Raw genomic sequence first — 14,549 nt, forward strand, 5'->3', positions numbered from 1 at the left:
ATCCTTTATTGAAGACCAAAAACCAGAGGCTGTAGGGAAACCGGAAATTGCTGACGTGACCCAGTAACAAATACTACAGACGGAGCACAAAACCCGTGGGAGCGGGCTTGCTCGCTCCCACATTGGTACTGTGTTCCCTACACCCGGAACGCGCTGATCAATTGTTTCAGCTCCACCACCTGAGCCGTCAACGCCCGACTGGCGTCCTCCGTCTGGTGCGCGCCTTCAGCGGTGCGCTCGCCGGCGCGGTTGATCTCGACGATGTTCTGGTCAATGTCATGCGCCACGGCGGTCTGTTGTTCCACGGCGGCGGCGATCTGCTGGTTTTGATCGACGATCATGCCGACGGCCCCGAGGATGTTTTCCAGCGCCTGCTGGACCTTTTCCGACTGCCCCACGGTGCCGTTGGCCATTTCATGGCTGGTGCCCATGGCCTTCACCGCCGCGCCGACACCACTGTGCAGCTTGGCGATCATCTGTTCGATTTCTTCGGTGGATTGCTGCGTGCGTTTAGCAAGGGTCCGGACCTCGTCCGCCACCACCGCGAACCCTCGACCCTGCTCGCCCGCCCGAGCCGCCTCGATGGCCGCGTTGAGCGCCAGCAGGTTGGTCTGCTCGGCGATGCTCTTGATCACTTCCAATACGCGGCTGATCGACTGGCTGTCGCTGGCCAGTTGATTGATCACCCGCACCGATTGATCGATCTCGCTGGCCAGCGCAGCAATGCTGCCTTGTTGCGATTCCACCAGACCGCGACCGCTGAGGGTTTCGTCGTTGACGCTGTGGGCACTGCTCACCGCGACGGCGGCACTGCGGGCCACTTCCAGTGACGTCGCCGACATCTGATTCATCGCCGTGGCCACTTGCTCGATCTGCGAGCGTTGCCCTGCGACGGCCTGATTGCTTTGAGCCGAGACATTTTCGACCTGGCCCGCCTGGCGCTCGACCTCATCAACGGTGTGGCCGACACGCTCGATCAGGTCATGGATTTTCTTCACCGTACTGTTGAACACCTCTCCCAACTCGCCCAGTTCATCACGGCTGTTGGCATTGAAGGTCACAGTCATGTCGCCAGCCGCCACCTTGTCCATCATCGCGCCAAGCCGCTTGAGGGTGTTGCGGGTCGAGGCGTAGAAGCCGCCGTAGAGATAAAAAATCAGCACGAACACCACCGACAACGCAACAGCCTGCAAAACCATGTGGGTGCGATTCTGCGTCAGGCGCTGCTGCAACTGTGTGTCGAGAAATTTCAGGGTGGCTTCGTTGAGCTGGTAAGTCTGGTCCATCAGGCCGGAGACCTGATCGTAAAAGGCCTGCCACGGCGTATCGAGGGTGTCGGCCGTCACTACCTGCTCTTCAAACAGTTCACTGGCCTTTTTCAGCGAGGCCTTGCTGCCCTCGGCCTGGGCCGACAGGGTTGCACGCGCTGCTTTGCTCGATCCCAATGCATCCTGCACTTTCAGGCCGTACTCGCCTTGCAGCTTTTCTATCTGCCCCAGCAACTCATCAAAACGTGTGCTCGACGACGAATTGAGGAAGCCTTGGCCCAGCGAGTAGGAACCCATTGCGCGGCCATCGCCCAGCGTCTGGGTGATGGCAGGTGTGATGCTGATAATGAGCTCGGTGAGCTGACGCATATCGCTCTGAGTATCGCGGCTCAAACCCGCCTGGCTGGCGATGATCTGACTGAATACCTGGGCGTTGCCGAGCAACTTGCCGATCAGCGCACTTTTGCTTTGCAGGGAATTTTCGGTTTGCTGGGCCTTGAACGCGGCGATCATCTCATCGCGTTTGCCATCGAACAGCGCGATGTGTTCCGGATCGATGCTCATCGCCGTCAGCCCTTGCAATCGGGTCAGAACACTGCGCTCTTGGGCGGTGATCGTCGATTCAAGATTGCCCGCCTTGCCGGCCTGGCCAAGGAAGACATTGATCTGCACAAGATTGTTCAGGGTTTCCAGATCCCGTCGCAAGGTCAGGCTGCTGCCCAGCAGATCGAGGCTTTGCAGTTCCACTTGAGTGCCCTGGAATTCACGATAGGAATCGCGCACCAGGTAAAAGTTGGTGACCAGCATGGGCACCAGGAACAGGACGCTGATCAGGCTGAACTTCATGCCGAAGCTCAGGCGATTCATCAGCGCGACGGCGGGATAGAGCAAGCTCTTCACTGGAAGTCTCCCTTTGATTTCTTATTTTTATTGGCAGTCACAGACAAGCAGCAGATCGCCACTATGAAGTGCCATCCCTGTATAGCTTAAATCGGCGGGAGGTTTTGTAACTTAAGGTTAACGGCGAAAGCAGCCCTTGCAGGAAGAGCGGGGTGGTTAGGGGAGGACTGTCCACAACGCAACACCGGCGTACCAGAGCACCGCTGCGCGCAGCAGCAATTCCCAGATCCGATCGAGGCTGTTGATGCCATCCGGCCCGACCACCGGAGCGGGAATTTCACCCGCCACCAGCCCGACCTTCTCGATCAATTGGGCGGCGCTGATGTTCCAGTTCAGCAGTTCGTGGAGCATTACCCGGCTCACTGCAACAAAATTTCCGACCAGCGCGAAGCTCGCAGCCAGCAGGCGCACCGGCACCCAATCGAAGGCATGACGCAGCTGTGCCGCGCGTTCGACCACGGCAGGGTTTTTCCCGTGCGCCTCGGCGAGTGCGAGCAATCGATAGCTCAACGCCGCCACTGGGCCCAGCAGGAAGTACCAGAAGATCACCGCAAAAAAGCTTTGGTACGCTTCCCAGAACAAATGCCCCTGCACCCGCTCCAGCAGTTGTTCGCCATCGTCGGCACAAATATTCAGGTCACGACTCGCTACATGCGCGGCGGCTTGCAGGTCTTCCCGACGCCAGGCATCGCGAAATGGCCCTAGACCGGCGAGCAGGTCACCGCGTCCGAGGCTGTAAATCACCACCAGCAAATGCACGGGCAACGCCAACAGACCGTAAGCGACTGGCTGCAGTACCACCAGCAGCAATCCCAGGATCGCCACCGGCAGCAGCACCAGAATCACCAAAATCAACCACGGACGGTCGACCAGACGAGGGCTGGCTTCAAGCTTGTGCAGCTCGCGCAACCAACCGCCATCACGTTGAATCCGATGGCGCAGGGCCGAGAATTTCTCGATCCACACCGCCAATAGCAACACCAGAAAACTCATCGTTGTTCCTCTTTAGCCAGGGCCGCGCGATACCTTGCCCAGTCGAACGCCGGCCCCGGGTCGGTCTTGCGCCCCGGCGCAATGTCGCTGTGCCCGCAAATGCGTGGCGCGGTAATGGCGGTGAAGGTGCTTTGCAGCTGCACGGTCAGGTTCGTCAACGCGTCATATTGAGCGTCGGTGAATGGCAGGTCATCCGTGCCTTCGAGCTCGATGCCCACGGAAAAATCGTTACAGGTTTCGCGACCATCGAAGCACGACACGCCGGCATGCCAGGCACGCTCAAGACAAGAGACAAACTGAGTGACGGTGCCGTCACGCTCAATCAGAAAATGTGCAGACACCCGCAGATCAGCGATCCCTTCAAAGTACGGGTGTTCGGTGACATCCAGCCGGTTCTGGAAAAATTCCTGCACCTTGCCGGTGGCGAACTGCGCCGGCGGCAGACTGATGTTGTGGATCACCAGCAGGGAAATCTCGCCTGTGGGGCGCGCATTGAAGTTGGGCGACGGGCAAACATTCACGCCCTGACACCAACCACTCGCGGGGTCCAACTGCATACAGGTTCCTTCAACGTCGACTGTGTGGGTGCCCAGTATGCCGCGATAGCCCCTCGGCATGCGATCACTTGCCGCGATTGAGACGGCGCAGATGGCCGATCACTGACTCGAGTGCCCGGTCGAACAGCAAGGTGTCGTCCAGCGTACGCACCGCGCCACAGTGAAAATCCAGCGCCAGGCTGCTACGGCTGCGCTCCAGCACTTTCATCCCGGTGCGGTCGACAAAAATGTAGTTGCCCGTCGCTTCGATGATCGCAGCCAGCTTGCAGCGCAGCGTGTTCTCCTCATCTTCCTGAAATTCGACCCAGCTACCCACGTGCAATTGATCGACCCGGAGCATGCCTGGATCATCCGCTGGCAAACGTACCGAAGCCGCGTCGATCAGCCCTTCATCAGCCGTGCGCAGGACTATTTCGTCTTGCACTTGCACCATGTCCGGCGCATCAGCCGCGCGGGCGGTTGCTGGATCGAACAGTTGCATATGCAGGCTTTCCAGTTCGCCGAAAAACTCTCCCGTGGCGAACGGATCGAATGCCGAACTGCTTAACCCGTCGCGCAATGACTTAAGCAAACCTGGCACCAGCGCCAGCAAGCGCAGGCTCGCGCCAGGCTCATCATGACGCTGCACGCTCCAGACCAGTTGTTCCATGGTCTGCACATCGGTATGCCATTCGGCTGACTGATCGCCATGCTTGAGACATGTCAGCAGCAACACTTGGCTCCAGGCCTCCTGGACGAAAGCGACCACCCGTTGCGGCAACACGTTGCCTAACAGTGCCTGATTCAATGCCAGCTCGACGCGCTGACGGGCCATTTCGGTTTTCGCGCGGCCTTCTTCGGCATCGCGGGTGCGCTGCTCCAACAGCTCGCTGCGACGACGCTCATCGCCGGTAAACGCGAGAAAGTCTGCCAGCAGTTCGGAAAAGATTGCCGGGTCGTCGACAAAGTCGTTCAGCAAGCGCTGCACCACTTGTTCGATACGCAGGTACAGACTGTCGCGCGCATTGTCATCGCATTCGCCCCAGCCCAACGCGGCAGCGGCAATTTCGTTCAGCAGACGACGGGCTGGATGGCTGGCGCGACTGAAAAAGCTCTTGTCGAGCACCGCGACTTTGAGCATCGGGATCTGCAAGCGACCGATCAACGCCTTGAGTGAATCCGGCACGTTGCGATCATCGAGAATGCATTCGAACAACATGGCGATCAGGTTGATCACGTCTTCATCGGCCACGCCGACCACACGCGACTTGCCGCTTTTCACGCTGACCCGGGTCAGCAGTTGTTCCAGCTGGTTGCGCAGGTCGAAGTCGTCCGTGGCAGTTGGTGCCGGCACGTATTGCTGCAAGTGCGAGAGCATGCGCAGCAGGTCGCGCGTAGAAATCGGCTGCGCCGGAGCACTGATTTCCAGAGTCGGCGCAACACTGCCGCGCACGTGGAACAGCAGTTTCTGAAGCGCGGCGAACACTTCCTGCACGCCTTCGTCGACCGGTGCGCTGCTGGCGCGGGTCGGGGCTTCGGCGGGCTCGGCATGGGCGCTGGCCAGCGCATGATCGGTGGCGCGTCGCGAAGGTGCAGGCTTGAGGTCGGGGAGCATTCCGGTGGCAATCAACAACTGATTCGCTTCGGCGTAGAGCTGGTCGGCGCCGCTGATCACATATCGCTCGAAGAGCTTGAGGATGATCAGCTTGACTTTGATCTCCACCCCCAGGTTGCGCACGGCCTGCATGAAGTACCCGCAGAGCATCGCGGGACCCAGCGGATTGTGCTGAGCCACCAGCTTCCTGCCCATCAAAGTGCTGAGTCGGGCAGTCAGTTGGTCGAGGGCAAAACCGTCGCGGTTCAGGACTTTATTGACCATGGCGTCTATCGCCACGCTACGTTCCAGATCATCGCCAGACTGGGTGGTTGCAAAATCGAGGGGCAAGGCAGTCGGGGTGGTGCCAGGCAAGGTGAGGCGGACAAATGCCTCGAGAAATTGTTCGAGAAACACCCGCTCGATACTTTTCCGCTTGAGACGCAAGTCGCGCATCGCTTCGAAAAAGAGGTTCTGTTCAACGTCATCTCGAGCGCGGTCGGCCATTTCGAACAGCGTGTCGTCCGCGTTATCGAACAGTTCCTGCAAGCCATGCCTGAGCTGGAGCATGGCCTTGTCACGAACCCGAAGCAGAATCACAGGCACACGGGCGAGCGGCGAATGGATCGCCTGATCCGTAGCAGCCTTGTGCAAAGGCACTACATTCCCGTCGTTGTGCATCCTGGCCTCCTGAAACGGTAATGCTGCGGTTTAGCGAGTGACGCACGACCTGTCAAAGTCGTGACGCCAAATGCAAGGCGCATTATCTTGCAAAAGATGTCCCCGGTGCCAGCAGACTTCTGCGCGCTTATGGAAATAGACGTTATTGATCGACCGCGGCTTAACACCAATTGCTCAGGCAAATCGACAAAATGCAGGGGCAGCGCTCTGGAAGGGTTTTCACGCCTTGGGTTGCCCGGCGCCATGGCCCTATAATTGGGCCACTTAGTTTGTGGAGTCTGTTATGCCGAATCTACGTCTCGCCGATTTGAACGCCGAAATCGAAGCCAACGTGCGCCGCGCGCTGCTCGAAGACATCGGCAGCGGCGACATCACTGCACAGTTGATCCCGGCCGAACGCCTGGCTAAAGCCACCATCATCACGCGCGACGCCGCTGTCATTGCGGGCACGGCTTGGGTGGATGCGGTATTCCGGCAACTGGACCCGCGAGTCGCCGTGCATTGGCAAGTGCGCGATGGCGAACGGGCAAAGCCCAATCAGGCGCTGTTCCACCTCGAAGGCCCTGCGCGCTCGTTGCTGACGGGCGAGCGCTGCGCATTGAATTTCCTGCAATTGCTGTCCGGTGTCGCCACTCGCGCGCAATACCTGGCGGATTTTGTAGGCGAAACCCAGGTAAAGCTGCTCGACACCCGCAAAACCCTGCCGGGGCTGCGACTGGCGCAAAAGTACGCAGTCACCTGCGGCGGCTGCCACAACCACCGCATCGGGCTGTACGACGCCTTCCTGATCAAGGAAAACCACATCGCGGCGTGCGGCGGTATACCTGAGGCAATCAACGCCGCGCACAAGATTGCACCGGGCAAACCGGTGGAAATCGAAGTGGAAAGCCTGGCGGAGCTGAAAGAAGCTTTGGAGGCCGGTGCCGATATCATCATGCTCGACGAATTGAGCCTGGATGACATGCGCGAGGCGGTGCGCCTGAATGGCGGCAAGGCAAAACTGGAGGCCAGCGGCGGCATTAACGAAAACACACTGCTGCCGATCGCAGAGACCGGGGTGGACTACATCTCGATCGGGGCGATGACCAAGGATGTGAAGGCTATCGACTTGTCGATGCGCCTCAGTCTTTGAGAAGCAGCTGCAAGCTGCAAGCTGCAAGCGGTCGCGCTTTGACTTGCCGCTTGAAGCTTGACGCTTGAAGCGCTTAAACGACTAAATTATTCATCTCGCAGTACTCTTCCCACTCGACGCCCAATACCTCGGCCGCCTCCTTGTGCAGCACCAGTCGCGCCGCCTCGAATTCTTCCGGGCTCGAGGTGTACTTGAGCGTCAGTTCCCACGGCTGCAAGCCCTGGGATTCTGCCTCGTCCTCGAACGCCCACTGGACCTGGTCTTTCTGATCGTCGGCGGGCAGGTCCTTGATCTCTTCGACTAGCTGGGGTGAATCAAGCAGGTACTTCTTGAGTGCTTCTTCGTGCCTGGCTTCCTGGGTCAATTCTTTAACGGTCATGTCGTTCTCGCTGATCGGGGGAATGGAAGATGGATCTGGATCATCAAGGATCTCTCTGACGCAAAAAACCGTATGACGCCCGGTTTGTCTGGCCTTCAGAACCATTCGTGGATCATTTGAAAACACAGTGTCGCTGGTGCCCGAGACAGGAATTGAACCTGCGACCTTCGCGTTACGAGTGCGCTGCTCTACCAACTGAGCTACACGGGCAGTGGGCTAAACCTAGCACTGACTTTCTGGTCAGGCAACTTTGCGATTTGTCTCAATTTCCTGCAGGCAAAAAAATGCCCCGCAGTGTTCACTGCGGGGCATTTTCTACAACGTTGAAGCGGTCAGGCGCGGGGGTGATTAAACGCCCGAAGCCTTGGCCGCTGCTACGTCCTTGATGGACAGCTTGATACGGCCGCGGTTGTCCACGTCCAGTACCAATACTTCCACTTCCTGGCCTTCTTTCAGGATGTCGGTCACTTTCTCTACGCGAGCATCGCTCAACATCGAGATGTGAACCAGACCGTCCTTGCCAGGCAAGATGTTGACGAATGCGCCAAAATCGACGATGCGCTCAACTTTACCGACATAGATCTTGCCGATTTCAGCTTCAGCGGTGATACCCAGAACGCGCTGACGTGCTGCTTCAGCCGCTTCCTTGGTTTCGCCGAAGATCTTGATCGAACCGTCGTCTTCGATGTCGATCGAAGCCTTGGTCTCTTCACAGATCGCACGAATGGTCGCGCCGCCTTTACCGATAACATCACGGATTTTGTCGGTGTCGATTTTCATCGCGATCATGGTCGGAGCGTTTTCCGACAGCTCGGTACGCGACTGGCCAATGATCTGGTTCATCTGGCCGAGAATATTCAGGCGCGCTTCCAGGGCTTGGCCCAGAGCGATTTCCATGATCTCTTCGGTGATGCCCTTGATCTTGATGTCCATCTGCAGCGCGGTCACGCCTTTGGCGGTACCGGCTACTTTGAAGTCCATGTCGCCGAGGTGATCTTCGTCACCCAGGATGTCGGTCAGGATGGCGAACTTCTCGCCTTCTTTAACCAGACCCATGGCGATACCGGCAACCGGCGCCTTCATCGGCACACCAGCGTCCATCAGGGCCAGGGAAGCGCCGCAAACGGAAGCCATGGAACTCGAACCGTTCGATTCGGTGATTTCCGACACTACACGGATGGTGTACGGGAACACGTCAGCGGCAGGCAGCATGGCGGCGATCGAACGACGGGCCAGACGGCCGTGACCGATTTCGCGGCGACCAGCACCACCCATGCGACCACACTCACCTACCGAGAACGGAGGGAAGTTGTAGTGCAGCATGAACGGGTCTTTTTTCTCGCCTTCCAGGGTGTCCAGCAGTTGTGCGTCACGGGCGGTGCCCAGTGTTGCAACGACCAGAGCCTGGGTTTCGCCACGGGTGAACAGCGCCGAACCGTGGGTCTTCGGCAGAACGCCGACTTCGATGTTCAGCGGACGAACGGTCTTGGTGTCGCGGCCGTCGATACGTGGCTTGCCGTTAACGATGTTTTCGCGAACGGTGCGGTATTCGATTTCGCCGAAGGCAGCTTTGACTTCGCTGGACGAAGGCTGGCCTTCTTCACCGGACAGCTTGGCAACCACTTGATCCTTCAACTCGCCCAGGCGAGCGTAACGGTCGGCCTTGATGGTGATGGTGTAAGCCTGAGAGATCGCTTCGCCGAATTCGGCACGGATAGCACCCAGCAGAGCGGTGGCTTCTGGTTGTGGAGTCCAGGTCCAGGTCGGCTTGGCAGCTTCGGCAGCCAGTTCTTTAACCGCGTTGATCACAACCTGGAACTCGTCGTGAGCAAACAGTACCGCGCCCAGCATCTGGTCTTCGGTCAGCTCTTTGGCTTCCGACTCAACCATCAGCACGGCTTCCGACGTACCGGCAACGACCATGTCCAGGCTCGATGCTTTCTGTTGCTCGTAAGTCGGGTTCAGCAGGTAGCCGGTGCTTTCGTGGAAAGCAACGCGGGCAACGCCGATCGGGCCATCGAAAGGAATACCGGAGATAGCCAGGGCAGCCGAAGTACCGATCATCGCAGCGATGTCGGGATCGGTCTTCTTGCTGGTGGAAACGACGGTGCAGACAACCTGCACTTCGTTCATGAAACCTTCTGGAAACAGCGGACGGATCGGACGGTCGATCAGTCGGGAAGTCAGGGTTTCTTTCTCGGAAGGACGGCCTTCACGCTTGAAGAAACCGCCAGGGATCTTACCGGCAGCGTAAGTCTTTTCCTGGTAATGAACGGAAAGAGGGAAGAAGCCTTTGCTTGGGTCAGCGTGCTTGGCACCTACAACGGTCACCAATACGGTGACGTCATCGTCAACGGTAACCAGCACTGCGCCGGAGGCTTGACGGGCGATACGGCCTGTCTCGAGGGTAACGGTCGACTGACCGAACTGGAATTTTTTGATAACCGGGTTCACGGTGTCCTACCTTCTTTGTGGCTCTTGGGGAACTTGTCTTCTTGCGAAATTCTTGGGCAATGTCGGGAATCGGCCCAACGCCTGTCCAGGGTAAAACGACCATCCAGATAAAACTTGAGGCTGGGAGCCTGCCATGCGCCAGCGGGAAACCCGTTGACGCACGGCAGACAACCAACCTCTAGCGCAATCGCTTATTAGCGACGCAGACCCAGGCGACCGATCAGAGCCTGATAACGACCCAGATCCTTGCCTTTCAGGTAGTCCAGCAGCTTACGGCGCTGGTTTACCATGCGGATCAGACCACGACGGGAGTGGTGATCTTTACCGTTGGCCTTGAAGTGACCTTGCAGTTTGTTGATGTTGTGGGTCAGCAGTGCAACTTGCACCTCTGGCGAACCAGTGTCACCAACAGCTTGCTGATAGTCAGCTACGATTTGAGCTTTTTCTTGAACGTCGAGAGCCATGAGGCAATCCTTTTATCAGGAAACTGTTTCAGAAAAACAGCTTCAACAGGCCAGGGACAAATCCCTGTATCTAAAAATGAGTAGTGACCATGCCTGTTAACAGCCACCCTCGTCCGGTCATTCTGACCGAATCAGTCGACGCGGCGCGATGCGCCCGTCTTCGCTCACTTCACCGATACCGATGAAGCGACCATTGTGATCCTGTACCCGTACCATGCCGAACTTCGGTGCATCCGGAGCGCGTACCGGCTGGCCGTTGAGCCAGTAGAACGAACTGTGCTCCGAGAACTGCAACAGTGGCCAATCCAGCAGGCCGCTGTCCGATGGCATCAGGAAGCGGTCGACCGCTTCGTTGCCGCCTTCGGCATGTACCGCTTCCAGCTCTTCGAGCGTGACTGTCTGCGCCAAGGTAAAAGGGCCGGCCTGGGTACGTCGCAATTGCGCAACGTAAGCGCCACAACCGAGCTCTTCACCAATATCCTCCACCAGGGTGCGGATATAGGTGCCTTTGGTGCAATCCACCGCAAGCCGCGCAGTATCACCTTCGAACGCCAGCAATTCCAAGCGCGCAATAGTAACAGAACGCGGTTCGCGCTCCACTACCTCGCCTGCACGCGCCAGCTTGTACAGCGGCTGGCCATCACGCTTGAGCGCTGAGTACATCGGCGGTATCTGGCTGATTTGCCCACGAAATTTCGGCAGTGCCGCTTCGACATCGGTGCGACCAACGGTCACCGGACGCTCCTGCAAAACTTCACCTTCGGCATCCGCCGTGGTGGTGGTTTTGCCGAGCTGCGCCAGGGTTTCATAAGCCTTGTCGGAATCGAGCAGGTATTGCGAAAACTTGGTGGCCTCGCCGAAGCACAACGGCAGCACGCCGGTGGCCAGCGGATCGAGACTGCCGGTGTGCCCGGCCTTCTCGGCGTTCAGCAACCAGCGAACCTTCTGCAGCGCCGCGTTGGAAGTGAAGCCAAGCGGTTTGTCGAGCAGGATGATGCCGCTGACGTTACGACGGATACGTTTGACCTGAGCCACCGATTACTCCTTGGTGTCTTCGGCTTCTGCCGCAACCGGGTGCTGATTGTCTTCAGCCACCGCACGCTCGATCAGTGCCGACAGGTGCGCGCCACGCACGACGCTTTCGTCGTAGTGGAAGTGCAACTGCGGAACGCTGCGCAACTTCATTTCGCGGGCCAACTGCATGCGCAGGAAACCGGCGGCGGAGTTGAGCACCTTGATGCTTTGTGCGATGTCTTCAGCGTTGTCCTGACCCATCACGGTGATGAAGATCTTCGCGTGACCGACGTCACGGCTGACTTCAACAGCGGTAATAGTGACCAGGCCGACGCGCGGGTCTTTGACTTCACGACGGATCAGCTGTGCCAGCTCACGCTGCATCTGATCGCCGATACGTTGGGTACGGCTGTATTCTTTTGCCATGTCTTGTTACCTGTTACTGCCACACGGTGAAACCCGTGGGGTCTGAAAGCGGCAAACGCCCGGCCTGACAAAAGCCAGACCGGGCGTTGCGTTTAGAGTCCTGACACCGTGCCGCGCATTGGCATGCGACGGCCTGGCGTGGCCCTTGAAGTGCGCGAGTTAGAGGCTGCGAGCAACCTGAACCTTCTCGAAGACTTCGATTTTGTCACCGACTTTGACATCGTTGTAGCTCTTCACGCCGATACCGCATTCCATGCCGGCACGTACTTCGGAAGCGTCATCCTTGAAGCGGCGCAGGGATTCCAGCTCGCCCTCGAAGATAACGATGTCTTCACGCAGTACACGGATTGGACGGTTACGGTGAACAACACCTTCGATAACCATGCAACCGGCGATCGCGCCAAACTTCGGCGAACGGAACACGTCACGCACTTCAGCGGTACCCAGGATGTTCTCGCGAACATCGCTGCCCAGCATACCGGTAAGGGCTTTCTTGACGTCTTCGATGATGTCGTAGATCACGTTGTAGTAACGCATATCCAGACCTTCCTGCTCGACGATCTTGCGAGCGCCAGCATCGGCACGCACGTTGAAGCCAAACAGTACAGCGTTGGAGGCCAGTGCCAGGTTGGCGTCGGATTCGGTGATACCACCCACACCGCCACCGACAACACGCACTTGCACTTCGTCGTTGCCCAGGCCGTTCAAGGCACCGTTCAACGCTTCCAACGAGCCGCGGACGTCAGATTTGAGGACGATGTTGAGCGTCTTCTTCTCTGCCTGGCCCATGTTTTCGAAGATATTTTCCAGCTTGCCGGCGTGAGCACGGGCCAGCTTGACTTCGCGGAACTTGCCTTGACGGAACAGAGCCACTTCACGGGCTTTCTTCTCGTCCGACAGCACGCTCATCTCATCGCCAGCGTCCGGGGTACCGTCCAGGCCGAGGATCTCGACAGGGATGGAAGGACCGGCTTCCTTGATTGGCTTGCCGTTCTCGTCGAGCATGGCACGTACACGGCCATAGTTCGAACCGACCAGGACCATGTCGCCTTGGCGCAGGGTACCGTCTTGAACCAGAACGGTAGCCACCGGGCCACGACCTTTGTCGAGACGCGATTCAACCACGACGCCACGGCCTGGAGCCGACGGAGTCGCTTTCAGCTCAAGAACTTCAGCTTGCAGCAGAACAGCTTCGAGCAACTCGTCCACGCCAGTACCGACTTTCGCCGAAACCGATACGAACGGAGTGTCGCCGCCCCACTCTTCCGAGGTCACACCGTGAACCGACAGTTCGCTACGGATGCGATCGAGATCAGCGCCCGGCTTGTCGATTTTGTTCACTGCGACAACCAGTGGAACCCCGGCAGCCTTGGCGTGCTGAACGGCTTCAATGGTCTGCGGCATCACGCCGTCGTCCGCTGCAACCACAAGGATCACGATGTCAGTCGCCTTGGCACCACGGGCACGCATTGCGGTGAACGCGGCGTGACCAGGGGTGTCGAGGAACGTGACCATGCCGCGATCAGTTTCAACGTGGTATGCACCGATGTGCTGGGTGATACCGCCGGCTTCGCCAGCAGCTACCTTGGCACGACGGATGTAGTCGAGCAGCGACGTTTTACCGTGGTCAACGTGGCCCATGACGGTCACAACCGGTGCACGGGAGAACGTTTCACCTTCAAACTTCAGGGACTCGGCCAGGGAATCTTCGAGGGCGGTGTCGCTGACCAGGGTCACTTTGTGGCCCAGTTCTTCGGCTACCAACTGAGCAGTTTCCTGATCAAGCACCTGGTTGATGGTCGCTGGAGTGCCCAGTTTGAACATGAACTTGATGATTTCAGCAGCCTTGACCGACATCTGATTGGCGAGATCGCCAACAGTGATGGTCTCGCCAATCTGCACATCCCGCACGACAGGGCCGGTTGGGCTCTGGAAACCGTGGGCGTTGCGTTTCTTCAGTTTGGCCTTGCCGCGACCACCACGACGGAAGCCATCGCTTTCTTCGTCGGTAGTACGTGGAGCAACGCGTGGAGCAGGCGCTTTCTCTTTGACCGAAGCACGATGCGGAGCGTTTTTACGCTCGCCGTCGCCACCACCGCTGCGACGATTGTTATCGTCGGCACGTGGCTTGTCCGGACGGCGCTGTTCGTTCTGCTTGTTGCGGACGTCAGCAGACGGAGCAGGAGCAGCTGCAACAACCGGCGCGCTTTCACGCACTGGCTCGGCAACGGCAACCGGCGCTGCAACAGCATCGTTGGAAGCGGTTTGCGCAGCAGCAGGGCGACGCGCATCTTCTTCGGAGCGACGCTTGGCTTCTTCTTCAGCCTTCTGACGAGCAGCATTTTCTACTGCGCGACGTTCGTCCAGTTCGCGTTTGCGCTCGGCTTCGATTTCTTCCGGGCTGCGCTGTACGAAAACTTTCTTCTTACGGACTTCAACACTGATGCTTTTGCTGCCAGCAACACGCAAGGTGCTGGTGGTTTTACGCTGCAGTGTAATCTTGCGTGGTTCTTCCACTTTCGCCTTGTGGCTGCTTTTCAAGTGAGTCAGCAAAGATTGCTTCTCACTGTCAGTCACATGTTCTTCGGCGGCGGTGTGCGGCAGACCTGCCTCACGCATCTGCTGCAACAGGCGCTCTACCGGTGTTTTGACCTCATCGGCCAGTTGTTTCACCGTGACTTGCGTCATGCACTTCTCTCCTCAGGCCG

Annotated in this window: 11 protein-coding genes, 1 tRNA gene and 1 pseudogene; 1 reads left to right on the forward strand and 12 read right to left on the reverse strand. The window is 58.3% G+C overall.

Annotated features, from left to right (window positions below; genetic code table 11):
- Nucleotides 1-137: 137 nt before the first annotated feature.
- The 5 genes and pseudogenes from ACYZT4_RS16840 to ACYZT4_RS16860 all read right to left on the reverse strand — a co-directional run bounded on the left by ACYZT4_RS16840 (nucleotide 138) and on the right by ACYZT4_RS16860 (nucleotide 5,972).
- Nucleotides 138-1,067, reverse strand: a complete 930-nt coding sequence (locus tag ACYZT4_RS16840; protein ID WP_461988711.1) for a methyl-accepting chemotaxis protein — start codon at nucleotides 1,065-1,067, stop codon at nucleotides 138-140.
- Nucleotides 1,044-2,135 (reverse strand): annotated as a pseudogene (locus ACYZT4_RS16845) (methyl-accepting chemotaxis protein); the annotation flags it as partial. The gene ACYZT4_RS16840 and the pseudogene ACYZT4_RS16845, both read right to left, overlap by 24 nt.
- A 189-nt stretch (nucleotides 2,136-2,324) precedes the next feature.
- Nucleotides 2,325-3,161, reverse strand: a complete 837-nt coding sequence (gene ampE, locus ACYZT4_RS16850; protein WP_461981479.1) for a regulatory signaling modulator protein AmpE — start codon at nucleotides 3,159-3,161, stop codon at nucleotides 2,325-2,327.
- The gene (gene ampD / locus ACYZT4_RS16855) at nucleotides 3,158-3,718 is read right to left on the reverse strand and encodes a 1,6-anhydro-N-acetylmuramyl-L-alanine amidase AmpD (protein ID WP_461981481.1); all 561 of its coding nucleotides are present in this window, start codon (nucleotides 3,716-3,718) and stop codon (nucleotides 3,158-3,160) included. The genes ampE and ampD overlap by 4 nt, the downstream gene beginning before the upstream one ends.
- Before the next feature lie 64 nt (nucleotides 3,719-3,782).
- The gene (locus tag ACYZT4_RS16860) at nucleotides 3,783-5,972 is read right to left on the reverse strand and encodes a DUF1631 domain-containing protein (RefSeq protein WP_461981483.1); all 2,190 of its coding nucleotides are present in this window, start codon (nucleotides 5,970-5,972) and stop codon (nucleotides 3,783-3,785) included.
- Nucleotides 5,973-6,255: 283 nt separating this feature from the next.
- On the opposite strand from ACYZT4_RS16860, the gene nadC reads away from it, so the two are divergent.
- Nucleotides 6,256-7,104: a carboxylating nicotinate-nucleotide diphosphorylase gene (gene nadC / locus ACYZT4_RS16865; RefSeq protein WP_461981485.1), complete on the forward strand. Its 849-nt coding sequence runs from the start codon at nucleotides 6,256-6,258 to the stop codon at nucleotides 7,102-7,104.
- 73 nt (nucleotides 7,105-7,177) lie between these two features.
- Here nadC and ACYZT4_RS16870 read toward each other — a convergent pair whose 3' ends face one another.
- From ACYZT4_RS16870 to infB, 7 genes are all read right to left on the reverse strand, one after another.
- Complete coding sequence (locus ACYZT4_RS16870) at nucleotides 7,178-7,483, reverse strand: DUF6388 family protein (protein ID WP_461981487.1); 306 nt, start codon at nucleotides 7,481-7,483, stop codon at nucleotides 7,178-7,180.
- A gap of 134 nt (nucleotides 7,484-7,617) precedes the next feature.
- Nucleotides 7,618-7,693: transfer RNA gene (locus tag ACYZT4_RS16875), tRNA-Thr, on the reverse strand.
- 138 nt (nucleotides 7,694-7,831) lie between these two features.
- Complete coding sequence (pnp, locus tag ACYZT4_RS16880) at nucleotides 7,832-9,937, reverse strand: polyribonucleotide nucleotidyltransferase (protein ID WP_461981489.1); 2,106 nt, start codon at nucleotides 9,935-9,937, stop codon at nucleotides 7,832-7,834.
- A 194-nt stretch (nucleotides 9,938-10,131) separates the two neighbouring features.
- A complete protein-coding gene (gene rpsO, locus ACYZT4_RS16885; protein ID WP_003176135.1) occupies nucleotides 10,132-10,401 on the reverse strand; it encodes a 30S ribosomal protein S15 in 270 nt (89 codons plus the stop codon).
- Nucleotides 10,402-10,518: 117 nt separating this feature from the next.
- The gene (truB, locus tag ACYZT4_RS16890; protein WP_461981491.1) at nucleotides 10,519-11,436 is read right to left on the reverse strand and encodes a tRNA pseudouridine(55) synthase TruB; all 918 of its coding nucleotides are present in this window, start codon (nucleotides 11,434-11,436) and stop codon (nucleotides 10,519-10,521) included.
- A gap of 3 nt (nucleotides 11,437-11,439) precedes the next feature.
- The gene (rbfA, locus tag ACYZT4_RS16895; protein ID WP_008149016.1) at nucleotides 11,440-11,841 is read right to left on the reverse strand and encodes a 30S ribosome-binding factor RbfA; all 402 of its coding nucleotides are present in this window, start codon (nucleotides 11,839-11,841) and stop codon (nucleotides 11,440-11,442) included.
- 159 nt (nucleotides 11,842-12,000) lie between these two features.
- Nucleotides 12,001-14,529, reverse strand: a complete 2,529-nt coding sequence (infB, locus tag ACYZT4_RS16900) for a translation initiation factor IF-2 (protein ID WP_461981493.1) — start codon at nucleotides 14,527-14,529, stop codon at nucleotides 12,001-12,003.
- Nucleotides 14,530-14,549 lie beyond the last annotated feature (20 nt).

The sequence above is a fragment of the Pseudomonas sp. GB2N2 genome (assembly GCF_054897705.1).

What these genes read in the sequence shown, in the direction of transcription:
- rpsO (WP_003176135.1), bottom strand. Translation starts at nt 10,401, where the DNA reads ATGGCTCTCGACGTTCAAGAAAAAGCTCAAATCGTAGCTGACTATCAG.
- ACYZT4_RS16870 (WP_461981487.1), bottom strand. Translation starts at nt 7,483, where the DNA reads ATGACCGTTAAAGAATTGACCCAGGAAGCCAGGCACGAAGAAGCACTC.
- infB (WP_461981493.1), bottom strand. Translation starts at nt 14,529, where the DNA reads ATGACGCAAGTCACGGTGAAACAACTGGCCGATGAGGTCAAAACACCG.
- nadC (WP_461981485.1), top strand. Translation starts at nt 6,256, where the DNA reads ATGCCGAATCTACGTCTCGCCGATTTGAACGCCGAAATCGAAGCCAAC.
- ampD (WP_461981481.1), bottom strand. Translation starts at nt 3,718, where the DNA reads ATGCAGTTGGACCCCGCGAGTGGTTGGTGTCAGGGCGTGAATGTTTGC.
- ACYZT4_RS16860 (WP_461981483.1), bottom strand. Translation starts at nt 5,972, where the DNA reads ATGCACAACGACGGGAATGTAGTGCCTTTGCACAAGGCTGCTACGGAT.
- rbfA (WP_008149016.1), bottom strand. Translation starts at nt 11,841, where the DNA reads ATGGCAAAAGAATACAGCCGTACCCAACGTATCGGCGATCAGATGCAG.
- ACYZT4_RS16840 (WP_461988711.1), bottom strand. Translation starts at nt 1,067, where the DNA reads ATGACTGTGACCTTCAATGCCAACAGCCGTGATGAACTGGGCGAGTTG.
- ampE (WP_461981479.1), bottom strand. Translation starts at nt 3,161, where the DNA reads ATGAGTTTTCTGGTGTTGCTATTGGCGGTGTGGATCGAGAAATTCTCG.